Source organism: Streptomyces sp. A 4/2 (genome assembly GCF_940670765.1).
GTDB lineage: Bacteria > Actinomycetota > Actinomycetes > Streptomycetales > Streptomycetaceae > Streptomyces.
Map to the genome: position 1 here is coordinate 1 of NZ_CALNVW010000037.1, position 21,777 is coordinate 21,777.

At 71.3% G+C, this 21,777-nt stretch carries 20 protein-coding genes and 1 pseudogene; 7 read left to right on the plus strand and 14 right to left on the minus strand.

The window, feature by feature from the left end; all coding sequences use genetic code 11:
• Positions 1-139 precede the first annotated feature (139 nt).
• The gene (locus tag NBY69_RS26935) at positions 140-1,309 is read left to right on the plus strand and encodes a steroid 3-ketoacyl-CoA thiolase (RefSeq protein WP_250304257.1); all 1,170 of its coding nucleotides are present in this window, start codon (positions 140-142) and stop codon (positions 1,307-1,309) included.
• Between the two features lie 41 nt (positions 1,310-1,350).
• Here the strand turns inward: NBY69_RS26935 and NBY69_RS26940 are convergent, their stop codons facing one another.
• The 8 genes from NBY69_RS26940 to NBY69_RS26975 all read right to left on the minus strand — a co-directional run bounded on the left by NBY69_RS26940 (position 1,351) and on the right by NBY69_RS26975 (position 9,995).
• Positions 1,351-2,400, minus strand: a complete 1,050-nt coding sequence (locus tag NBY69_RS26940; protein WP_374211350.1) for an ECF transporter S component — start codon at positions 2,398-2,400, stop codon at positions 1,351-1,353.
• Positions 2,364-3,965, minus strand: a complete 1,602-nt coding sequence (locus tag NBY69_RS26945; RefSeq protein WP_250304259.1) for an ABC transporter ATP-binding protein — start codon at positions 3,963-3,965, stop codon at positions 2,364-2,366. The genes NBY69_RS26940 and NBY69_RS26945 overlap by 37 nt, the downstream gene beginning before the upstream one ends.
• On the minus strand, positions 3,966-5,066 hold the full coding sequence (locus NBY69_RS26950) for an energy-coupling factor transporter transmembrane component T (RefSeq protein ID WP_250304261.1): 1,101 nt from the start codon (positions 5,064-5,066) through the stop codon (positions 3,966-3,968).
• Entirely contained in the window at positions 5,063-5,758 is a 696-nt protein-coding gene (locus tag NBY69_RS26955; RefSeq protein ID WP_250304263.1) for an SCO2322 family protein, read from the minus strand. The genes NBY69_RS26950 and NBY69_RS26955 overlap by 4 nt, the downstream gene beginning before the upstream one ends.
• Positions 5,758-6,966, minus strand: a complete 1,209-nt coding sequence (locus NBY69_RS26960; protein ID WP_250304265.1) for a prenyltransferase/squalene oxidase repeat-containing protein — start codon at positions 6,964-6,966, stop codon at positions 5,758-5,760. The genes NBY69_RS26955 and NBY69_RS26960 overlap by 1 nt, the downstream gene beginning before the upstream one ends.
• Before the next feature lie 357 nt (positions 6,967-7,323).
• A complete protein-coding gene (locus tag NBY69_RS26965; protein ID WP_250304267.1) occupies positions 7,324-8,514 on the minus strand; it encodes a flotillin family protein in 1,191 nt (396 codons plus the stop codon).
• An 11-nt stretch (positions 8,515-8,525) separates the two neighbouring features.
• The gene (locus NBY69_RS26970) at positions 8,526-8,786 is read right to left on the minus strand and encodes a hypothetical protein (RefSeq protein WP_250304268.1); all 261 of its coding nucleotides are present in this window, start codon (positions 8,784-8,786) and stop codon (positions 8,526-8,528) included.
• A 171-nt stretch (positions 8,787-8,957) separates the two neighbouring features.
• Positions 8,958-9,995 carry an MBL fold metallo-hydrolase gene (locus NBY69_RS26975; protein ID WP_250304270.1) on the minus strand — a complete coding sequence of 346 codons (1,038 nt, stop codon included), beginning with the start codon at positions 9,993-9,995 and terminating at the stop codon, positions 8,958-8,960.
• Positions 9,996-10,218: 223 nt separating this feature from the next.
• Between NBY69_RS26975 and NBY69_RS26980 the strand changes: the two genes are divergently transcribed.
• On the plus strand, positions 10,219-11,694 hold the full coding sequence (locus tag NBY69_RS26980; protein ID WP_250304272.1) for an aldehyde dehydrogenase: 1,476 nt from the start codon (positions 10,219-10,221) through the stop codon (positions 11,692-11,694).
• A complete protein-coding gene (locus NBY69_RS26985) occupies positions 11,694-11,927 on the plus strand; it encodes a ferredoxin (RefSeq protein WP_250304275.1) in 234 nt (77 codons plus the stop codon). Before NBY69_RS26980 ends, NBY69_RS26985 begins: the two co-directional genes overlap by 1 nt.
• 177 nt (positions 11,928-12,104) lie before the next feature.
• Here NBY69_RS26985 and NBY69_RS26990 read toward each other — a convergent pair whose 3' ends face one another.
• Positions 12,105-12,719: a TetR family transcriptional regulator gene (locus NBY69_RS26990; protein ID WP_250304277.1), complete on the minus strand. Its 615-nt coding sequence runs from the start codon at positions 12,717-12,719 to the stop codon at positions 12,105-12,107.
• A gap of 209 nt (positions 12,720-12,928) precedes the next feature.
• Here NBY69_RS26990 and NBY69_RS26995 point away from each other — a divergent pair, with 209 nt between their 5' ends.
• From NBY69_RS26995 to NBY69_RS27005, 3 genes are read left to right on the plus strand one after another with little or no spacing between them, the layout of a single operon-like run.
• Positions 12,929-14,236 carry a glycosyltransferase family 4 protein gene (locus tag NBY69_RS26995; RefSeq protein WP_250304280.1) on the plus strand — a complete coding sequence of 436 codons (1,308 nt, stop codon included), beginning with the start codon at positions 12,929-12,931 and terminating at the stop codon, positions 14,234-14,236.
• Positions 14,237-14,283: 47 nt separating this feature from the next.
• Complete coding sequence (locus NBY69_RS27000; RefSeq protein WP_250304282.1) at positions 14,284-15,015, plus strand: class I SAM-dependent methyltransferase; 732 nt, start codon at positions 14,284-14,286, stop codon at positions 15,013-15,015.
• Positions 15,012-16,091 (plus strand): prenyltransferase/squalene oxidase repeat-containing protein, encoded by a 1,080-nt coding sequence (locus tag NBY69_RS27005; RefSeq protein ID WP_250304284.1) that lies wholly within the window; start codon positions 15,012-15,014, stop codon positions 16,089-16,091. The genes NBY69_RS27000 and NBY69_RS27005 overlap by 4 nt, the downstream gene beginning before the upstream one ends.
• Positions 16,092-16,139: 48 nt before the next feature.
• Here NBY69_RS27005 and NBY69_RS27010 read toward each other — a convergent pair whose 3' ends face one another.
• Positions 16,140-16,427, minus strand: a complete 288-nt coding sequence (locus NBY69_RS27010) for a hypothetical protein (protein WP_250304286.1) — start codon at positions 16,425-16,427, stop codon at positions 16,140-16,142.
• A 168-nt stretch (positions 16,428-16,595) separates the two neighbouring features.
• Here NBY69_RS27010 and NBY69_RS27015 point away from each other — a divergent pair, with 168 nt between their 5' ends.
• On the plus strand, positions 16,596-17,150 hold the full coding sequence (locus NBY69_RS27015; protein ID WP_250304288.1) for a hypothetical protein: 555 nt from the start codon (positions 16,596-16,598) through the stop codon (positions 17,148-17,150).
• A gap of 314 nt (positions 17,151-17,464) precedes the next feature.
• On the opposite strand, the gene NBY69_RS27020 is transcribed toward NBY69_RS27015, so the two are convergent.
• From NBY69_RS27020 to NBY69_RS37690, 4 genes and pseudogenes are all read right to left on the minus strand, one after another.
• Complete coding sequence (locus tag NBY69_RS27020) at positions 17,465-18,316, minus strand: sugar nucleotide-binding protein (protein ID WP_250304290.1); 852 nt, start codon at positions 18,314-18,316, stop codon at positions 17,465-17,467.
• A gap of 158 nt (positions 18,317-18,474) precedes the next feature.
• Positions 18,475-18,936, minus strand: a complete 462-nt coding sequence (locus tag NBY69_RS27025) for a GNAT family N-acetyltransferase (protein WP_250304291.1) — start codon at positions 18,934-18,936, stop codon at positions 18,475-18,477.
• Between the two features lie 67 nt (positions 18,937-19,003).
• Positions 19,004-20,326, minus strand: coding sequence for a UDP-glucose/GDP-mannose dehydrogenase family protein (locus NBY69_RS27030; protein ID WP_250304293.1), 1,323 nt, complete (start codon positions 20,324-20,326; stop codon positions 19,004-19,006).
• A 93-nt stretch (positions 20,327-20,419) separates the two neighbouring features.
• Positions 20,420-21,732 (minus strand): annotated as a pseudogene (locus NBY69_RS37690) (aminotransferase class III-fold pyridoxal phosphate-dependent enzyme).
• Positions 21,733-21,777: the final 45 nt, after the last annotated feature.

Below are 21,777 nucleotides of genomic sequence, written 5' to 3' on the forward strand. Positions count from 1 at the left end.
CACAGGCCCTAATACCCGTGCAAGGCCCTTGCGTACCGGGGGTAGCACTCATAAGACTGCACAGAGAACTAGAACGCGTATCAGTTCTTTCGTGCGGGCGCCGGGACGCCCGCACGGACGTGGAGGAGAGGACGAGCTCATGGCCGCGGAACCCGTCATCGTCGAAGCCGTACGTACCCCGATCGGCAGGCGCGGAGGCGCGCTCGCCAATCTCCACCCCGCCTATCTGCTGGGCGAGACCTACCGCGAACTCCTCGGCCGCACCGGCATCCACGCCGACTGCGTCGAGCAGATCGTCGGCGGTACGGTCACCCACGCCGGCGAGCAGTCCATGAACCCGGCGCGCAACGCCTGGCTGGCCATGGGGCTGCCGTACGAGACCGCCGCGACCACCGTGGACTGCCAGTGCGGATCCTCGCAGCAGGCCAGCCACATGGTCGCCAACATGATCGCGGGCGGGGTCGTGGACATCGGCATCAGCTGCGGTGTCGAGGCGATGTCACGCGTGCCGCTGGGCAGCGGATCCAAGCACGGTCCGGGCAAGCCGTTCCCCGACGAGTGGAACGTCGACCTGCCGAACCAGTTCGAGGCGGCCGAGCGCATCGCCCGCAACCGGGGGCTGACCCGGGAGAACGTCGACTCGCTCGGGCTGATCTCGCAGGAGCGGGCGGCCACCGCCTGGGCCGAGGAGCGCTTCAAACGGGAGACGTTCGCCGTCCAGGTGCCCACCACGGAGGAGGAGCAGTCCGCCGGGCAGGGCATGTGGCGGCTCGTCGACCGGGACGAGGGGCTGCGCGACACCACGATGGAGGGCCTCGCCCGGCTCAAGCCGGTCATGCCGGTGGCCGTGCACACGGCGGGCAACTCCTCGCAGATCTCCGACGGCGCCTGCGCGATCATGTGGGCGTCCAAGCGGATGGCGCGGGCGCTCAAGCTCAGGCCGCGCGCCCGGATCGTCGCCCAGGCGCTGGTCGGCTCGGACCCGAAGTTCCACCTGGACGGACCGATCGACGCGACGCGTGCGGTGCTGGGGAAGGCCGGCATGTCGCTCAAGGACATCGACCTCGTCGAGATCAACGAGGCCTTCGCCTCGGTGGTGCTGAGCTGGTCCCAGGTGTTCGAGCAGGACCTGGAGAAGGTCAACGTGAACGGCGGGGCGATCGCGCTGGGGCACCCGGTGGGGGCGACCGGGGCGCGGCTGATCACCACCGCGTTGCACGAACTGGAGCGCCGGGACAAGGAATTCGCCCTGATCACCATGTGCGCGGGCGGGGCGCTGGCCACCGGGACGATCATCCAGCGGCTGTGACCCGGCGCCGCCGCCCGCGCGCTCGGGGCGGCGGTCCGTGGTCAGCCGGTTCCACCGGGCGGTACGTCGGAGGGGACGCCCGGACCGGGGACACCTGGACCGGGGACGCCTGGACCGGGGACGCCTGGACCGGGGACGCCTGGACCGGGGACACCTGGACCGGGGACACCTGGACCGGGGACGCCCGGACCGGGAGCAGCCGCCGTACCGGTGACGGTACCGGTACCGGAAGCGGCCACCGGGCCGACGGCGGCCCCGGCGGCCTCAGGGGCGAAGGCGGCCTCCGCGTCGAAGGCGGCCCGCCGGGTCGCCCGGCGCAGTGCCTTGAGGACGGTGGACCCGACGGTGAGGGTCAGCGCCACCGTGACGACCGCTCGCCCCAGGTCCCAGCCGAGCGAGGTCGCCGCGCAGTACGCGAAGAAGCGGGCCAGGTTGTCGCCGACCGCGTCCCCCGGGCGGAAGGAGATCCCGGTGGAGAGCCCGCCGATGTACGTCCAGCCCTGGAGGTTCATCACCGTGCCGTACGCGAAGGCCGCCAGGCATCCGTAACCGGCGAGCATCAGCAGTTCGGCCCGCCCGCGCAGCCTCCGGGCGCCGGGCAGCAGCCCCGCGCCCATCGTGAACCAGCCCATCGCGAGCATCTGGAACGGCATCCAGGGCCCGACCCCGCCGGTCAGCAGCGCCGAGGCGAACATCGTCACCGAGCCCAGGACGAAACCGAAGCCGGGACCGAGCACCCGCCCGCTCAGCACCATCAGGAAGAACATCGGCTCCAGGCCCGCCGTGCCCGCGCCGAGCGGGCGCAGCGCGGCGCCCACCGCAGCCAGCACACCCAGCATCGCCACCGCCTTGGCGTCCAGACCGGCGTCCGCGATCGTCGCCACCACGACGGCCACCAGCAGCGGGAGCAGCGCGGCGAACAGCCACGGCGCGTCCTGCGAGTGGGCCAGCCCGGACGCCGGGTCCGCGAGCAGCGGCCAGCCGAAGGCGAACACCCCGAGCACGCTGATCAGGACCAGCGCGGCCACCGAGCGCGGGCCGAGGCCGATGGCCCTCACAGCGCCTCCCGTACCTGGGTCACGGTCAGCCAGTCCTGCGGCGCGAGGATCTTCGAGACCTGCGGGGCGAACGCGGGCGACGAGACCACCACATCGGGTGTCGGCCCGTCCGCGACGATCTCGCCGTCGGCCAGGACGACGACCCGGTGGGCGAGTTCGGCGGCCAGCTCGACGTCATGGGTGGCGAGCACCAGGGCGTGCCCCTCCCGGGCGAGGCCGCGCAACACCGTGACCAGACGGCTCTTCGCCGCGTAGTCGAGACCGCGGGTCGGCTCGTCGAGCAGCAGCAGCGGAGGCCGCCCGGTCAGGACGACCGCCAGCGCCAGGGCGAGCCGCTGGCCCTCCGAGAGATCGCGCGGATGGGTGGCGTCCGGGACGCCGGGAAGCAGCTCGGAGACCAGCGCCCGGCAACTGCCCGGCGCCGCGCCCGCGTCCGCGTCGGCCGCCGCGCACTCGGCGGCCACCGTGTCCGCGTACAGCAGATCGCGCGGCTCCTGCGGTACCAGCCCGACCCGGCGGATCATCTCGCGCGGCGAGGTCCGGTGCGGGGTCTTCCCGCCGACGCGCACCGACCCCGACGTCGGTTCGTGCATCCCGACGAGCGCGCCGAGCAGGGTGGACTTCCCGGCGCCGTTGCGGCCCATCAGGGCGACCGTCTCGCCGGGGCGCACCGACAGCGAGACCTCCCGCAGCGCCTCCACCCGCCCGCGCCGCAGCCCCAGCTTCGCGGTGACGGCGACCGGCTCCGCGGGCGGCGGCGGTGCCGGGGCCACCGGGGTACGGTCCGCCAGCCGCTCGCGCAGCGCGGCGGCCCGGCGGCGCGCGTCCCGTACGGACAGCGGCAGCGGGTCCCAGCCCGCCAGCCTGCCCAGCGCCACCACGGGCGGGAAGACCGGGGAGCGCGACATCACCGCGGCGGGCGCGCCCATCACCGGCGGCTCACCGGGACCGGGCAGCAGGATCACCTGGTCCGCGTACTGCACCACCCGCTCCAGCCGGTGCTCGGCCATCAGCACGGTCGTGCCGAGATCGTGCACCAGCCGCTGGAGCACGGCCAGCACCTCCTCGGCGGCGGCCGGGTCCAGCGCCGACGTCGGCTCGTCGAGCACCAGCACCTTGGGGTGCGGAGTCAGCACGGAGCCGATCGCGACGCGCTGCTGCTGACCGCCGGAGAGCGTCGCGATCGGCCGGTCGCGCAGCTCGGTGAGGCCCAGCAGGTCAAGGGTCTCCTCCACCCGCCTGCGCATCACGTCGGGCGCCACCCCCAGCGACTCCATGCCGTAGGCCAGTTCGTCCTCGACGGTGTCCGTCACGAAGTGGGCGAGCGGATCCTGCCCCACCGTCCCCACCAGGTCGGCGAGTTCACGCGGCTTGTGGGTACGGGTGTCGCGGCCGTCCACGGTGACCCGGCCGCCCAGCACCCCGCCGGTGAAGTGCGGGACCAGCCCGCAGACGGCACCGAGCAGCGTCGACTTGCCGACCCCCGAAGGGCCGACCAGCAGGACCAACTCGCCCTCGGGGACGGTCAGATCGACCCCGCGCAGGGTGGGTTCCGGCGCGTCGGCATAGGTCACCGACACCCGCTCGAACCGGATCACTTACACCGTCTCCTTCGGTACGGGAGCCACGAAGGCGGGAAGCAGCCCGATCAGCACGGAGGCCGCGGGCCAGAGCGGCAGCTGCGGCGCGACCAGCGGGACGACACCCGGGTGCAGGGCCTCGGCGTCGTAGCTGCCCGCCCAGATCATCAGCGCGGCGACGGCGATCCCCGAACCCGCGACGAGCCAGGCGCGCGGGCCCCAGCGGTCGGGCCGGTAGCGGGTACGGACCGAGCGCCGGCCACCCAGCCGCAGCCCGGCGAGCGCCGCCAGCAGCCCCACGGCCAGCACCGGGAGGCCGTACGAGGCGCCCTCGGCGGCGAGCAGCCCGTAGGTCCCCGCGCAGACACCGAGCAGCCCGCCGAGTGTCAGCACGGTCGTGGTGTGCCGGACGGCGGCCGGGACCCGGGCCGTACGGCCGTAGCCCCGCGCGTCCATCGACGCGGCGACCGCGACCGAGCGCTCCAGCGCCCCCTCCAGGACCGGCAGCCCGATCTGCAGGACGGCCCGGAACCCGCCGGTCGGACGGCCACGCAGCCTGCGGGCGGTGCGCAGCCGCACCACGTCGGCGACCATGTTCGGCGCGAAGGTCATCGCGACGACGACCGCCACGCCGACCTCGTACAGCGCGCCCGGCAGGGACTTGAGCAGCCGCGCCGGGTTGGCGAGCGCGTTCGCCGCGCCCACACAGATCAGCAGGGTGGCCAGCTTGGCACCGTCGTACAGCGCGAAGACCAGCTGCTCCGCGGTGACCCGGCCGCCGATCCGCACCCCCTGCGCCCAGTGCGGCAACGGGAGTTCGGGCAGCGTGAACAGCACGTGGGAGCCCGGGATCGGGGAGCCGAGCACGACGGAGAAGACCAGCCGGACGGCGACGACGAACAGCCCGAGCCGGACGAAGGTGCCGTACGAGCGGGCCCACGGCGCGTCGGTGTGCCGGACCGCCACCACGTAGCCCGCGACCCCGACGAGCAGTCCGAGCAGCAGCGGGTTGGTGGTGCGGGACGCGGCGGTGGCGAGCCCGAGGGCCCACAGCCACCACGCCCCGGCGTGCAGGGCGTTGCTGCGGCCGACAGCGGGGGCGCGGAGCTGGACAGTCATCCGCTGTTACGCCGGCGGCGCGCCTGCCACACACCTGCGGCGCCGAGCACGACCACCGCGGCCAGCCCGCCGACGAGCCCGGCGGAAGGACCGCCGCTGTCACTGCCGCCACCGTCGGCGGACGGCTTCTTCTGCGGATCCTGGTGGGCCGTCGAGACCTGTTCGCCGCACCCGGTCCTCGGATACCCGGCGATCGAGCAGAGCAGCGCCTCGCTGTTGTAACGCAGCGGCTTGGCCACCGCGGCCAGTGCTTCCGCGCTGGTCGCGTCGGTGCCGACCCGGGCGCACGCGGTGCGCACCACGGGCGGCTTCTCACCGCCGGGGGCGTCGGCCGCCGTACCGAAGTCGATGACCAGCGCGACCCGCTTGGCGCCGTCCTCGGCCGGGGTCTTCCCGCAGATGGTGTCGAAGCGGGCGGGGCCGCGCGGCTTGCTCGCGTCCTGCGAGTCCTCGCTCACCGCGAACCGGAAGCCCTGGACGTCGCCGTCGGAGGGCCGGGCGGTGGACGGGCCCTGGGTGGCGTACGTCCAGGAGCTGCCCGTACGGTCCCAGAACGACCAGTACCGGTACCCCGCGGCCTGCGCGCGCACGGCGCCGAGCAGCGCGAGGGCGAGAGCTGCCACGACGGTCAGCACGGCGGCCGGGGCAGCCGTACGGTGCCGGGCGGCGGACCGGTGGATCGGGCGCCGCATCAGGACGTTCGCTTCCTGCCGCGCATGCTGATCAGGAACCCGATGCCGATCCCGGCGACCAGACCGATGCCGACGATCCACCAGACGCTGACGCCGGAGCTGTCGCTGTCCTTCTTCTCCGCGTTCTCGGCGGACTTCGCCGCGACGGGCGCGGGGCCGGTCGCGTTGAGCTGCTCGACCAGGTCGAGGGAGCCGAAGGCGCGCGGGTCGGCGCCGTTGGCGTGCGCGGCGAAGATCAGCTGGGCGTACGCGGCGGGTCCGGCCTGCGCGGCCCACGGGCCCGCGTTCTGCTCCAGCCAGGCGAGGGACTGCTTGGCCTGCGCGGGGAGACCGTCGGCGCCGAGCGCGGTCACCGCGTCGGCGGTGTTGCCGAAGTCGGGCTGGTCCTCGGCGCCGGGCATCGCGGACTTCAGGTAGGCCTTGCCCGCGGTCGCTCCGGCGAGGTAGGTGGCGCCGTTGTGCGCGGCCTGCGTGGGCGTCGACGCGTTCAGACAGCCGGTGCCCCCGGCGTCCTTGCCCCCGGGGTCCGGGGCCAGTCCGAGGCCCAGCGCACCCAGGACGGCGGCCCCCGACGCGTCGGCGTTGGCGTACAGCTTCCCGGACTTCTTGTCGGGCTGGTACGCGAAGGCACCGCCCCCGTCCTTGGCGTCGCACGGGATCGACAGCGAGACCAGCATCTTCCTGGCCGCGGCCGTCGGCTCACCGGCGGCGGCGAGCGCGCCGATCACCACGGAGGTGGAGTTCGCGTCACTGGCCCCGCCCGGGTTGTAGCTCCAGCCGCCGTCCTTGCCCGCCACGGACTTCAGCCAGCCGGCACCCTTCTTCACCGCGTCGTCGTGACCGCCGAGCGCGGACAGCGCCTGGACGGCCGCCGCGGTGGCGTTGGTGTCCAGCAGCACCTTGCCGTCGCAGGGCTTCGTCACATCGGCGCGGAAGGAGGCGAACCCGCCGTCGGCGCACTGCTGCCCGGTGAGCCAGTCGACGGCCTTCGCCGCGGGCCGCACGCCGACCGTGTGCTGCGCGAGCAGCGCCAGCGACTGCCGCCAGACGCCGTCGTACGTGGGGTCCGTCTTGCCGTACAGCCCCGACGGGATCACCACGGACGGCGAGGCGGACGGCGAGGCGTCATCGGCGAATGCCGTCGGAGCAGCGACCGCGCAGAGTACGGCGGACGCGGCGAGCGCGGTGGCGCTGCGGCGAAAAGTCATGACGGGCGGGGGCCTCTCCTGCGGGGAAGCCGGGGCACGGTCCCGCTCAGGCACCGGGGCTCCGGCTCCGTGTACCTCGACGGTGCCGGCCACCGGAGGTTTCCGGTGACGCGAGCCGGTCACATCCGCGTACCGGGCGTTCCGGCTCGCCGCCGGGGACGGTTCGGATGCGCTCCGTGCCGGGCCTGCGCGGGTGTGATGACGACCTGCCCACTGTACCGGCCGTCGAACAGACGTCCCCGGGCGCGGGGGGCCCGCGGGAACGTGACAGCGGCCCGCCCCGTTCCACCGGGCGGGCCGCTGTCACGTTCCCGCCGCGCAGCGTTCCCGCGCCGGGTCCGTCACCTGCTCACTTGCCTACTTGATGTCGATCGGACCGTTGTCGCTGTCGTCACCGGGCTTCGCCGTGCTGCTCAGATAGCGCTGGATCTCCGCACCCCGGCCGCCCTGGTGGTGCCCCTCGCCGTCCTGCGCGCCCAGGTTCTTCCGTACCGAGTCGAGGATCGTCAGACCCTGGCCCACCAGACCGGCGGCGATCTCGCCCAGGCCGTCGGCGCCGTTGAGCACGTTGACATTGGCGCCCGCGAGGCCGGACGCGGCCTCCTTGACGATCTGCGGGAGCTGGTCGATCAGCATCCGGTCCAGCGCGACCCGGTCGTACGAGGCGGCAGCCGCGGCCTGGATCTTCATCCGCTCGGCCTCCGCGACCGCCAGGACCCGGATCCGCTCGGCGTCCGCCTCGGCGGGCTTCACGATCTCGGCGACCAGCTGCTGCTGGCGCAACTGGGCCGCGCGCTCGGCCAGTTCGGTCTGCGCGGCGAGCACCTCCTGCTGGGCGTGCGCCTGCGCGAGCGGACCCGCCTGCGCGGCCTGGGCCTGCGCGCGGTCCACCTCGGCCGAGTACTGCGCCTGCACGACGGCGGTCTGCCGCGCGTACTCGGCCTGGTTACGGGTGGCTTCCTGCTGCGCCTCGACGGACGCCTGGGTGGCCTGCGCCTGGGCGATCTGCGCCTGCCGCTGGATGGCCGCCGTGTGCGGGGCCGACATCGCCGCGATGTAGCCCGTCTCGCCGTCGTCGATCGACTGGATCTGGAGCGAGTCCACGATCAGGCCGATCTTCGCCATCTCGGTCTTCGAGGTCTCCAGGACCTCGGTGGCGAGCTTCTGCCGCTCGGTGACGATCTCCTCGACGGTCATCGAGCCGATGATCGAGCGCAGGTGACCGGAGAAGATCCGGCCGGTCAGCACCGACATCTGGTCCTGGTCGGAGAGGAAGCGCTGGCCCGCGTTGACGATGCTCTCGGTGTCGTTCCCGACCTTGAACGCGATCACGGCACGCACGGTCAGCACGATGCCCTGCCGCGTCACACAGGTCTCGGCGACCTCCGCCTCGCACATCGCCAGCGTCAGGAAGCGGGTCTTGCGGAATATCGGCAGTACGAACTTGCCGTGTCCGGTCACCACCCGGAAGGGCGCACCTCCCAGGCCGCGCCGTCCTCCCGAGATGAGCATGGCCTCGTCCGGCGCCGGAACGCGATAACCCAACATCCTTGGTCTCCTTAGTCGGTGTCGCCGGGGTCCTGGGTCAGCGCATCCAGCGGATCCACGGGATCGGTCCACTCGATGACGTCCACCTGGCGCGTACCGCGGGATTCGATCACGAGCACTGTCGCCCCGTACGACAACGGCTCGTCGGACCAGGCGAGAAAGGCTTCCCAGCCGCCCCTGACCTGGACCAGGACTTCACCGGGACCGGCGGACCCGCGCGTGGCCACGATCAGCTTCCCCGTGCAGCCGACCACAGCCTCGTCCGGCGCCATCGGTAGCCGCCCCCCTCGTGATGTGCGGTACTGGATCACGACCATAACGCTACTCCGACCTGCGGACTATCCTCCGCCGGTGCTGAGTTCACCGGCCCTCCGTGCGCCGCTCGGTGGGCGGATCAGGGCTTGTCACGCGGGGGTTGGCCGCAGCCGGGCGCACGCTCCGGGTCATACCGCCGTATAGGTGACCGGATCGCTTCCGGTGACGGTTTCCACCTGACCCAGTTTCATCAGGCGGCGCAGATGTGCCTCGGCCTCCGAGACCGCGATGTTGCGCGATCCGTACGGAATCCGCTCCCAGGGGCGGTTCCACTCCATCCGTTCGGCGATCTGCCAGAGGGTGAGCGGCCGGGCCAGCAGGGTGCGCAGGTCCCGCAGCCGGTCCTCGTGGTGGGCCAGCAACTCACGGACGCGCCCCGGCGCGTCGGTGAAGGCGTGCTGATGCGCGGGGAGCACCTCGGCGGGGGCCAGCCGGCCGATCCGTTCCAGGGAGTCGAGGTAGTCGCCGAGGGGGTCGGTGACCGTGGCGTCGTCGGGGTCCTCGTACAGCCCGATGTGCGGGGTGATGCCGGGCAGCAGGTGGTCACCGGAGAAGAGCCTGCCGTTGCCCGCGAGTTGTGCGGGGTGCTCCTCGTCCAGGTGCAGGCAGACATGGCCGGGGGTGTGTCCCGGTGTCCAGACGGCGCGCAGCCTGCGCCCGGCCAGCGGGAGCAGGTCGCCGGGGACGATCTCGCGGTCGGGGACGGCCGCCCGTACGCCGGGCAGGGTGGAGGTCCGGCCCGAGGCGCGGGCCTGGCGCAGCGGTGCGATGTGGTCCTCCGGCGCCCCCGCGGCGGCGAGCTTCCTGGTGAGGTAGTCGAGCCAGACACCGGGTTCGGAGCTGCGGGAGCGTTTGACGATCTCGGTGTCCGCGGCGTGCATCGCCAGCCAGGCGCCGGAGGCCTCGCGCACCTGGCCGGACAGGCCGTGGTGGTCGGGGTGGTGGTGGGTGATGAGCACCCCGTGGATGTCCGTGACCGCGAGGGAGAGGGCTTCCAGGCCCGAGGTCAGCGCGTCCCAGGAGGCGGGGTCGTCCCAGCCGGTGTCGATGAGCACCGGGCCGCGGTCGGTGTCGACGACATGGACCAGGGTGTGGCCCAGGGGATTGTCCGGAATGGGGACCTTCAGGGACCAGACGCCTCCACCGTGCTCGGTCACCTGCGTCATGGCGTCCTCAACTTTCGTCCGTGGAGCGGCCCTTGCCCAGCGCTCACTATAACTAGAACCGGTTTCAACGGGAGGTCGGGCGCGAACCCGCGCCGATCGCCGGAGGGATCGGGGGATCCGGGGGTGACCGGGGCTTCCGGATGCGAAGTAGAACTGGTATCAGTTTCTGATACAGCGATGTCTGATACAGCGTCAGGTAGCGTCCCCCGGGAGGCAGTCAGTCATGACCGAGCTTGTGGAACACGGACAGCTCTTCATCGGTGGGGAGTGGGTGGAACCTCTCGGTACCGAAGTCATCGAAGTCGTCTCGCCCCACACCGAGCAGGTCATCGGGCGCGTGCCGCACGCCTGCGAGGCCGATGTGGACCGCGCGGTCGCCGTGGCGCGGCAGGCGTTCGACGAGGGGCCCTGGCCCCGGATGTCGCTGGACGAGCGGATCGAGGTGATCACCCGGATCAAGGACGCGTTCGCCGTGCGGTACGAGGAGATCGCCCGGGTCATCAGCTCCCAGAACGGCACCCCGTACACCTCCAGCGTGATGGTGCAGGCGCTCGCCTCGATGATGGTGTGGGACGCGGCGATCACGACCGCGCGCGCCTTCCCGTACGAGGAGCAGCGGGACGGCGTCCTCGGCAAACTGCTCGTCCGGCGCGAGCCGGTCGGGGTGGTGGCCGCGGTCGTCCCCTGGAACGTCCCGCAGTTCACGGCGGCGGCCAAACTCGCGCCCGCGCTCCTCGCGGGCTGCCCGGCCATCCTCAAGGTCTCGCCGGAGACGCCCCTGGACGCGTACGTCCTGGCCGACATCGTCCGCGAGGCCGGGCTGCCGCAGGGGGTGCTGTCGATCCTCCCGGCCGACCGCGAGGTGAGCGAGTACCTGGTGGGGCACCCCGGTATCGACAAGGTGTCGTTCACCGGGTCGGTCGCCGCGGGCAAGCGCGTGATGGAGGTCGCCGCCCGCAATCTGACCCGGGTGACGCTGGAACTGGGTGGCAAGTCGGCGGCGATCATCCTCCCGGACGCGGACCTGGAGTCGACCGTCGCGGGCATCGTGCCGTTCGCCTGGATGATCAACGGGCAGGCGTGCGTGGCGCAGACCCGGATCCTGGTGCCGCGCAGCCGGTACGACGAGATCGCCGAGGCGTTCGCGGCGGCGGCGGGTGCGCTGAAGGTCGGCGACCCGATGGACCCGGCGACCGAGCTCGGCCCGCTGGTCGCCCAGCGGCAGCAGCAGCGCTCGCTGGACTACATCCGGATCGGCCAGGAGGAAGGCGCCAAGATCCTCACCGGCGGCGGCCGTCCGGCCGGTATGGAGCAGGGGTGGTACGTCGAGGCGACGCTCTTCGGGGACGTCGACAACTCGATGCGCATCGCCCGCGAGGAGATCTTCGGCCCGGTGATCTGCCTGCTGCCGTACGGCGACGAGGACGAGGCGGTGAAGATCGCCAACGACTCGGAGTACGGCCTCAGCGGCAGCGTCTGGACCGCGGACGTCGAGCACGGCATCGAGATCGCCCGCCGGGTCAGGACGGGCACCTACAGCCTGAACACCTTCAGCCTCGACATGCTCGGGCCGTTCGGCGGCTACAAGAACTCCGGTGTGGGACGGGAGTTCGGCCCCGAGGGCTACGGCGAGTACTTCGAGCACAAGATGATCCACCTCCCGGCCGGGTACGAACCGGCGGCGGGCGGGGCCGGGTGATGGGCGACCGCTGGCACGTGGAGGTCGACCGGTCCGTCTGCATCGGCTCGGGGATGTGCGTGAACCACGCCCCCGACGGGTTCGCGCTCGACTCGGCGCGGCAGTCCCATCCGCGGTCACCGGACACCGACGCGCACGAGAAGGTGCTGGCCGCGGCCGAGGGCTGTCCGGTCGAGGCCATCACGATCACGCTGCTCGGCAGCGGGGAGGCGGTCTTCCCGCCCGACGAGTGACCCGACGAGTGCTCGTCGAGTGACCCGTCGAGTGATCCGTTGAGTGACCCGGCGAGTGAGGCGGGCGCGTGGCACGTGCGCCGTACGACCGCGTGCGCCGTACGACCGCGCGCCGCGTGCCCGCCCCACCCGTGCGCCGTACGACCGCGTGCCCGACCCACCCCTGCCCGGCACGGTTCAGCGCGAACCGCTGTCCGGGGCGGTCAGGTCGATCAACCGGCAGACCGTCTCGATGTCGATCTTCACCTGGGCGATCGAGGCCCGCCCCGACAGCCAGGTGATCAGCGCGGAGTGCCAGGTGTGCTCGATGACCCGGACCGCCGAGAGCTGCTCGGGCGTCGGGCGCTCCAGGCCCATCGCGTCCAGGATGATCGCCGTCGTCTGGCGGGACACCGTGTCCACCTCGGGGCTGACGCTCCGGTCGGCGAAGGTCAGCGCCCGGACCATCGCGTCCGCCAGATGCGGCTCCCGCTGGAGCGCGCGGAAGGCGCCCATCAGGGTCGACGCCACACGCTCGGCGGGGGTTTCCCCCGTGGGGGGCCGTTTGCGGAGGGCGGTGTGCAGGTGCTGGAGCTGGTCCTGCATGGTGGCGACCAGCAGATGGATCTTGGAGGGGAAGTACCGGTAGAGCGTGCCGAGCGCGACCGACGAGTCCTCGGCGACCTCGCGCATCTGTACCGCGTCGAAGCCGCCCCGGATGGCCAGCTGGGCGCTCGCGTGCAGAATCCGGCGGCGGCGGGCCTCCTGGCGTTCCGTCAGGGGCGGCGACGCCGGCTTGGCTTCCACTGTCATCTGTCCCATCCGCTCCCGCCGTGGCGCGAATCACCTGATCCGGCTGTTACGACGGTGCTACCTGCCGGTAGATTCGAAGCTCGTCGATCGATCAAGACTGGCCGAGTTCTCCCGGAGCGCGCCTTCGGAGCTCAGGCCTGCGAGAACTTGTTCTAGATTAGCGTGAGCGGCTACGCTCCGCCGAGAGTGCTGTGAGAAGGGGGCCGAGTGTGACCGCTGAGGCCATAGAGTCGGGCCCCCTCGCCGGAGGCTCCAGCTCCGGTACGGAGGGCCCGCTGCGCATCGCGTTCCTCACGTACAAGGGAAATCCTTTCTGCGGAGGCCAGGGCGTCTACGCCCGGCACCTCTCGCGGGAGCTCGCCCGGCTCGGGCACAGTGTCGAGGTGATCGGCGCCCAGCCCTTCCCGGTCCTCGACGAGGGCGTACCGCTCACCGAGTTGCCCAGCCTCGACCTCTACCGCAGCCCCGACCCCTTCCGCACCCCCGCCCGTGACGAGTACCGCGACTGGATCGACGCCGTCGAGGTCGGAACCATGTGGACCGGCGGTTTCCCCGAACCGCTGACCTTCTCGCTGCGCGCCAGGCGTCATCTCACCGCCAGGCGCGGCGAGTTCGACGTCATCCACGACAACCAGACCCTCGGTTACGGGCTTCTCGGCGACCTCGGCGCGCCCCTCGTCACCACGGTCCACCACCCCATCACCGTCGACCGCAGACTCGACCTGGCAGCGGCCGGGGACTGGCGCCGCCGGGCCTCCGTACGCCGCTGGTACGGCTTCACCCGGATGCAGAAGCGGGTCGCCCGCCGGCTGCCCTCCGTCCTCACCGTCTCCGGCTCCTCCCAGCAGGAGATCATCGACGACCTCGGGGTGCGCCGGGACCGGATCCACGTCGTGCACATAGGCGCCGACACCGGACTGTGGTCGCCCGACCCCGCCGTCGCGGAGGTGCCCGGCCGGATCGTGACGACCTCCAGCGCCGACGTACCGCTCAAGGGGCTCGTCCATCTCGTCGAGGCCCTCGCGAAGATCCGCACCGAGCACCCGGACGCCCACCTCGTCGTCGTCGGCAAGCGTGCCGAGGACGGACCGGTCGCGCAGGCCATCGAGCGGTACGGGCTCGACGGAGCCGTCAGGTTCGTCAAGGGCATCAGCGACGAGGAACTCGTCGACCTGGTGCGCGGCGCGCAGGTCGCCTGCGTGCCCTCGCTGTACGAGGGGTTCTCGCTGCCCGCCGCCGAGGCGATGGCCACCGGCACCCCGCTGGTGGCGACCACCGGCGGAGCGATCCCCGAAGTCGCCGGACCCGACGGCGAGACCTGCCTGGCGGTGCCGCCCGCGGACGCGGGCGCGCTGGCCGCCGCACTGTCCCGGCTGCTCGCCGACCCCGTGCTCCGTACCCGGCTGGGCGCGGCGGGCCGGGAGCGCGTCCTGGCCCGCTTCACCTGGAAACAGGCCGCCATCGGCACCGTGGAGCGCTACCGCGAGGCCATCGCGGCCCGGCGCCCGAGCGCCTGACACCAGCCAGCCCGTACCCCCACCCTCCCAGCGAAGAAGGCAGACCCGTGCTGACCGTGGACTTCTCCCGCTTCCCGCTCGCTCCGGGCGACCGTGTGCTCGACCTCGGCTGCGGCGCCGGCCGGCACGCCTTCGAGTGCTACCGGCGCGGCGCACAGGTCGTGGCCCTCGACCAGAACGGTGACGAGATCCGCGAGGTGGCCAAGTGGTTCGCCGCCATGCGGCAGGAGGGGGAGGCCCCGGCGGGCGCCACCGCCACCGCCATGCAGGGCGACGCGCTCAACCTGCCGTTCCCCGACGCCTCGTTCGACGTCGTGATCATCTCCGAGGTCATGGAGCACATCCCGGACGACAAGGGGGTGCTCGCCGAGATGGTGCGCGTACTGAAACCCGGCGGCCGGATCGCGATCACGGTGCCGCGCTACGGGCCCGAGAAGGTCTGCTGGGCGCTGTCGGACGCGTACCACGAGGTCGAGGGCGGCCACATCCGCATCTACAAGGCGGACGAACTGCTGGGCAAGATCCGCGAGGCGGGTCTGCGCCCGTACGGCAGCCACCACGCGCACGCCCTGCACTCCCCGTACTGGTGGCTCAAGTGCGCCTTCGGCGTGGACAACGACCAGGCCCTGCCGGTCCGCGCCTACCACCAGCTGCTGGTCTGGGACATCATGAAGAAGCCGCTGGCCACCCGGCTCGCCGAGCGGGCGCTGAACCCGGTCGTCGGCAAGAGCTTCGTGGCGTACGCGACCAAGCCGCACACCCCCCGGGTGGGCGCGTGACCTCACCGGGCCGCACCGAACACCTCGTTCTGCCCGGAGTGCTCACCGCCGAGCAGGCCGACCTGACCGTCGCCGGAATCCTCGCCGAACAGCGGGAGGACGGCGCGATCCCGTGGTTCCGCGGCCACCACCTCGACCCGTGGGACCACACCGAGGCGGCCATGGCGCTGGACGCCGCGGGCCAGCACGAGGCGGCGGAGCGGGCGTACCAGTGGCTCGCCGCGCACCAGAACGACGACGGCTCCTGGTACGCCGCCTACCAGGACGGGGACGCGGCGCGGGTCACCGACCGGGGCCGGGAGTCCAACTTCTGCGCGTACGTGGCCGTCGGCGTCTGGCACCACTACCTGGCCACCGGCGACGACGGTTTCGCCGACCGGATGTGGCCCGTCGTGTACGCGGCGGTCGAATTCGTCCTCCGGCTCCAGCAGCCCGGCGGTGAGATCGGCTGGAAGCGGGAGCCCGCCGAAGAGGGCGGGGCGGTCGTCCGGGACGCGCTGCTGACCGGTTCCTCGTCCGTCTACCAGGCGCTGCGCTGCGCCCTCGCGCTCGCCGAGGCGCGCGAAGAGCCGCAGCCCGACTGGGAGTTGGCGGCCGGAGCGCTGGGCCACGCCATCCGCAGCCACCCCGAGCGCTTCCTGGACAAGAGCCGGTACTCGATGGACTGGTACTACCCGGTGCTCGGGGGCGCGATCAGGGGCACGGCCGCCAAGGAGCGTATCGAGGAGGGCTGGGACCGCTTCGTCGTACCGGAGTGGGGGGTGCGCTGTGTGCTGCCCAACAACTGGGTGACCGGCGGCGAGAGCTGTGAACTCGCCCTGACGCTCTGGGCGATGGGGGAGTCGGACCGCGCCCTGGAGATCCTCCGTTCCATCCGGCACCTGCGCGCCGAGGACGGCCTGTACTGGACGGGGTACGTCTTCGACGACCGGGCGCTGTGGCCCGAGGAGCGCACCAGCTGGACGGCGGGCTCCCTGCTGCTCGCGGTGGCCGCGCTCGGCGGTGACGAGGCGACCACCGAGGTCTTCGGCGGCACCCGTCTGCCGACCGGGCTCGCCCCGGACTGCTGCCGCTGACCGGCCGTCACCCGGGCCGCCGCCGTATCAGCGGCGCACCCGGCCCTCTCAGCGGCGTACCCGGCCCGCCACCAGGTGGCCGATGCCGAGGTACACGACCGCGGCGAGACCGTAGCCCGCGACGACCCGGGCCCACGCCTCGTCGAAGGTGAACATGTCGCGCGACCAGCCGGCCAGCCAGTCGGCCGCGTGGTGGACGAAGCGCACCAGGTCGTTGGCCCGGTTCGCGTCCAGCAGGTACATCACGATCCACAGGGCCAGGATGAAGGCCACGACATCGGCGATGACCATGATGATGTTCGCCGCCGGATTACTTGCGTTCGAATAGCGAGACATGCTCGAACGTGTTGCCGCTTGTGCGTGCGTGAAACCCGTACGGACCGTCCGGGCTGGCGGCCCCCGGCGGGGCGGGTGAGGCTGCGCAGTACGCCGTACGTGCTCCCGTACGTGCCGCCGTACGCGCTCCTGAACGTGCTCCCGAACCCAGGCTTCCGGAGGTCCGCCGTGGTCAGCACCGCCCCGTTCCGCCGTTCCGCCGTCGCCCTTGCCCTGTCCGGAGCCCTGCTGGCCGGGGCCACCGGCTGCGGGAGCGACGACAGCGCGCAGGCCGCGGCGACCCACGCGGCGGCCCCGTCGGCGACCAGTTCCGCCGAGCAGCAGAAGCTCGCGAAGACCCGCTTCGTCGCCAACGCGGGGCTCGCGGCCGGGGCGGCGTACCAGTGGATCGTGAAGCCGTTCAGGAACGGCAAGTTCAAGAAGGGCGCGAACGGACGGACGGTCGCGGTCGTCAAGGCGGGGCTGGCCGGGACGTTCGCGTACAACCGCCTCAAGGCCGCCCTGAACAACGCCAAGGGCGACCCGCACCTCGCGAAGGCGGTCGCGCCGCTCACGGCCGGTGTCGCCTCGCTGAAGAGCCTGCCGAGCAAGCTGCGCAAGGGGGACGGCAGTGCGGCGGGGACCTTCGACGACGTGATCAACTCGGTGAAGGACGCGGGGAAGAGCGCGGGCGTCGACGTCAAGGACAAGGTGCCTTCGACGGGGCAGCTGTCCGGGAGCTGAGCTGAGCTGGGTTCGGGGATACTGGCCGCACCAACTGCGCCGTATCGAGGGCATCAAGCCATGCGCACAATTCGATGCATTCCGCTGGAGCAAGACAAGGCCTTTGTGCCAAGGAGCGGCACATCGACACTTATCTGCACCTGGCCACGCCGACTTGGGACGTACCAGGAGGATGGTGGGCCCTACGACGTGTCTTGGTAGTACAAGTGATCAAAAAGGGACCGGCCGTGAAGCTCCGGTTGATGTGAGCTGATGACTGTGAACCCAAGCGCAGTGCACCGGCCCCACAAACATGTGGTGCGAGGGCGGATCGATCATGTGCCGATGAGTTGGGCGGTCATGTCGTTGTGATGCAGGAATTGCCGGGCGCCGCGCAGTGTGGTGTGCAGTTTTCGTTGGGTTGCCTGGCTTTCGAGGCGTACGTCGCGGGCTCCGGGAAGGGGGCTGTCGGCGCGTAGAGCGGTGGGCAGGCGGGATGCGTCGAGACCGTCACGCCTGGCGATGAGGGTGCCGAGTTCGTGGCGATTCAGGGCGTCGGGCCCTGCGAGGTGGTGGATGCCGGCCGCGTCGCTCGACGCCAGTTCCAGGAGGGCGGCGGCCAGATCGGAGACGTGCACCGGGCAGCGGATGTCGTCGCTGAACAGGGCACCATCGCAGGTGCCGGAGGCGAGTTCGTGCACGAGGTGCTCGTGTACGGAACGCCCGTGGCCAATGATCAGCGACGTGCGGGCGACGACGGCCTGCGGATACACGGCGAGGATCCCGGTCTCCGCCGCGGCCTTCGCTGCTCCGTAAGGGGTGAGGGGGTCAGGAAGGCAGGACTCGTTGTAGTGGACTCGGGCGCCGGAGAACACCGCGTCGCTGGACACGTGGACCAGGCGGCTTCCGGACTTCGCCGCGGCCATCGCGATCCGGATGGGGCCCTGCGCCGTGACCGCCCAGTCCGCTTTGCTGCTTGACGCGTTGACGACGAGGTGCGGACGTACCTCGGCCATGACGCTGTCTAGGCGGCCTGCGTCCCGAAGATCAAGGGGATGCCACACGGCCTGGGAGGAGTCGCCGGGTTTGGTCGTGTACGTCGCTGCTGTTGTGTGCCCGGCCGCTGCTGCCTGCCGGATCAGCTCGGCCCCCAGGAAGCCGCTGCCGCCGATGATCAGAGCTGTCATGTGCGACACGGTAGACCGGACCTGGCGGACGCCGGCGGCGGTCCGGCCTTCCTCCTGGGGTGTTCGAGCCGGTCGGTGGGTCCAGCCCGGGCGGCGGGCCGGGGCTCGACGGCGAGGTACTCGCTCCGAGTTCGGGTTACCACCTTCGCAGCCCAGGGCTATCTCTGGGGCTGCCAGACGTAGCGGACGTCCGGCTCTCGCTCATCGTTGCGCAGCCCGTCCGTCCGCTCGGCCGCGATAAAGCCGTGGCGTTCATAGAACCGCTGCGCCGATTCGTTGACCTGAAACGTCCACAGCGTCAGTCCGTCAGGTTGCCGCTGCTTGGCCAGGGACATGTACCGATCGCCGAGGCCCCGCCCGCGCCATGCCGGATCGAGGTAGAGCTGTTTCAGTTCCCCGCCTTTGAGTGCGAGGAGTCCCACCACATTGTTCGCTGTGACCGCTACCCAGGTTTCGTACTGCGGTACGAGCACGCGTGAGAACCAGTCGCGCACTTCAGTGTCGTCGTGCGCACAGCGCACGGTCGGCAGCGCGGCGGCGAAGGAGCGCAGCCACACGTCGGCAGCGCCGAGTGCGTCGGCGTCGCCGGCACGACGGAGAAGTATGTCGCCACCGTTCATCGTGAGCCCTCCGGCCTTTCAGGGGGTGATGGCGTCTTACGGGCCCTGTAGTTCCGGCGGACCGGTTCTACTTCCCGGGTCGTCCGAGCTGATGGATGGTCCAGCCTGCCGTGCGCCAGGAGTCGGGATCGAGGGTGGTGCGGCAGTCGACGAGCAGGGGGTTGGCCGGGCGGTTCACCAGGGCTTGGGGATTGGCTTGCCGGTATTCCGGCCATTCGGTGGCCAGGACGACGAGTTCGGCACTGTCGAGGGAGATGGCCAGGTCGTCGGTGTAGTCCAGTTCTGGGTTGCGGATCACCGCCGTGGTCACGGCCTGTGGGTCGTGAACGGTGACGATGCCGCCGGCCTCTTGGATGGCGTGGGCGAGGGCGAGGGCTGGGCTTTCGCGGACGTCGTTTGTGCCCGGCTTGAACGCGGCTCCCCACACGGTGATCCGGGTGCCCTTGATGGTGCGGTTGCCCAGGGCGCGGATGATGAGGCCCATGGCGACGTCGGTGCGGGCTTCGTTGATGTTCTCGGCGGCTCGCAGGAGGGCAGCGGCCAGTTCGGCGCCGAGCTGGCCGGCGGAGGCGGTGAAGGCCCGGATGTCCTTGGGGAGGCAGCCGCCGCCGTAGCCGATGCCGGCTTTCATGCCGCCGCTGCCGATTCGGGGGTCGATACCGAGGATGTCCACGATCTGGGAGATGTCGCCGCCCGCGGCCTCGCACATGTCGGCGACGGCGTTGATGTAGCTGATCTTCAGGCCGAGGAAGGTGTTGGCGGCGCCCTTGGCCAGCTCGGCGGTCTGCGGGTCGGTGACGAAGATCGGGACACCGGCGTCCAGGATGGGGGCGTAGACGGCGCGGATCGCCTTCTCGGCCTCGATGGTGGTGAGGCCGGCGATGAGGCGGTCCGGGCGGAGGGTGTCCTCGACGGCGTGGCCTTCGCGGAGGAATTCCGGGTTCCATACGACGTCCACCTGCTCGCCGGCGGGGGCCAGGCGCTGGGCGAGTGCGGTGACCTGGCTGGTGGTGCCGACGGTGACGGTGGACTTCCCGACGATCGTGCACGGTCGGTCGAGGTGGGGGGCGAGCTGACGGATCGCGCCGTAGACCTGCCCGGTGTCGTAGGAGCGGCCGTCGGCGTCGATGGGGGTGCCGACGCCGATGAAGTGCAGCTCGGCGAAATTGGCGGCCTCGCTGATGTCGGTGGTGAACCGCAGGCGCCCGCTTGACGTGTGGCGGGCGAGCAGCTCCGGAAGGCCGATCTCGTAGATGGGGCATTCGCCGGCGTTGAGTCGATCGACCTTGACCTGGTCGACATCTACGCCGATGACCTCGTGGCCGAGTTCGGCCATCGCCGCCGCGTGCGGGATGCCGAGGTGGCCACAGCCGATGACGGAGATGCGCATGGGAGGTCCTTTTCTGGTGGTGGGGGCACACCGTGCTCGTGTACCCCCGAAGCTATCGGTGCGGGAACGGAGTTGGGCACGGGCTGAATTCGCTCAGACGTTCACCTGGTTGTTCCGGCCTAGGATGGTCACCGCCTCGGAGACCGCCGCCGCCAGGAAATCGATGTCCGCGTCCGTCGAGTTCAACGGCGGGGTGACGACCAGGCCCTCACTCGTCGGGCAGCCGACTCCGGTGAATGGGTAGAAGAACACCCCGCGATCCTCAACCGCCTTCATCAGGGGCCACAGAGCGCCCTGGGTGACCTTCACTCCGTACAGGAAGCCCAGGCCGCGTACATCCCGCACCGGGCCCACGCCGTTCAGAGCACGCAGGGCCGCGCTGAGGCGTTCCCCACGTGCGATGAAGGCGGCCATGTCCATCGCCTCCAACTCGTCGAGCACGCCGAGGCACGCGGCAGCCATGAGCGGATGCGTGGCCATCGTGCCCATCGCGGGCAGAGGGTCGGCGTCCTCGTGCCGGATCAGTGGGGCGATCTTTGGCGACACCAACACTGCGCCCACACCCGTGTATCCGGCCCCGAGTCCCTTGGACAGGACCATCATGTCGGGCTCGCAGCTCTGCCAGTGGTGGCTGGCAAGCGGCGTTCCGGTGCGCCACATCCCGGTCAGCACCTCGTCGTGGATGACGAGGACACCGCGTTGCCGGCAGATCTCCGACAAGCGCCGCAGGTAGCCGTCCGGCGGCACGTACGCGCCGCCCGTAGTTCCGTTGACGGGCTCGATAGGACAGCGGCCACGTTTTGCGCACCGCGGCTGTCGATCTCCTTTGCGACCTCATCGGCGCACGAGGCATCGCACCGGCCGCATTCGTGGCCGTGTGTCGGCTGGTAGGGCGCGGGAAAGCCAGGGCCGAGGCCGAGTGCGTCTTCCGGGCGCGGTCGGCGGGCGTGGTTGCCGGCGAGAGCGAGAGTGAGCGCGCTGTTGCCGTGATAGCTCAAGGACGAGGTGAGGATGTCACCGCGCTGCTTCCCGCCACGGACACGGGTGATGTTCCGCGCCGGCCCCACCGCGACCTCGACGCCGAGCGTCCCGCACGTGGTGAACGCGACGGAGTCGTCCGGCCGGCCCACGGCACGGCACAGGCGGTCCATCAACTCCATCTGGATGTGTGGTTGGACGACAGCGGCACCGCCGAACGTGTAGCGGGGGAACTGCTCCTCGATCCTGGCGCGGACCTTGGGGCTGTTCTGTCCGACGTTCACGCAGAGCAGACCGCTCGACCCGTCGAAGATGCGGCTGCCGTCCGCGCGGTGGAGCCAGGGCCCGTCCGCTCCCACGACGTTGAAGTCCGGCATGGGCCGCGCCGATGCCAGCAATCGTGCGCGGCGGGTCTCGTACTGATCCATGGAAGGTGCCTCCTCGGATGTGTGCTCTCAGGCGTGGGGCCGCGC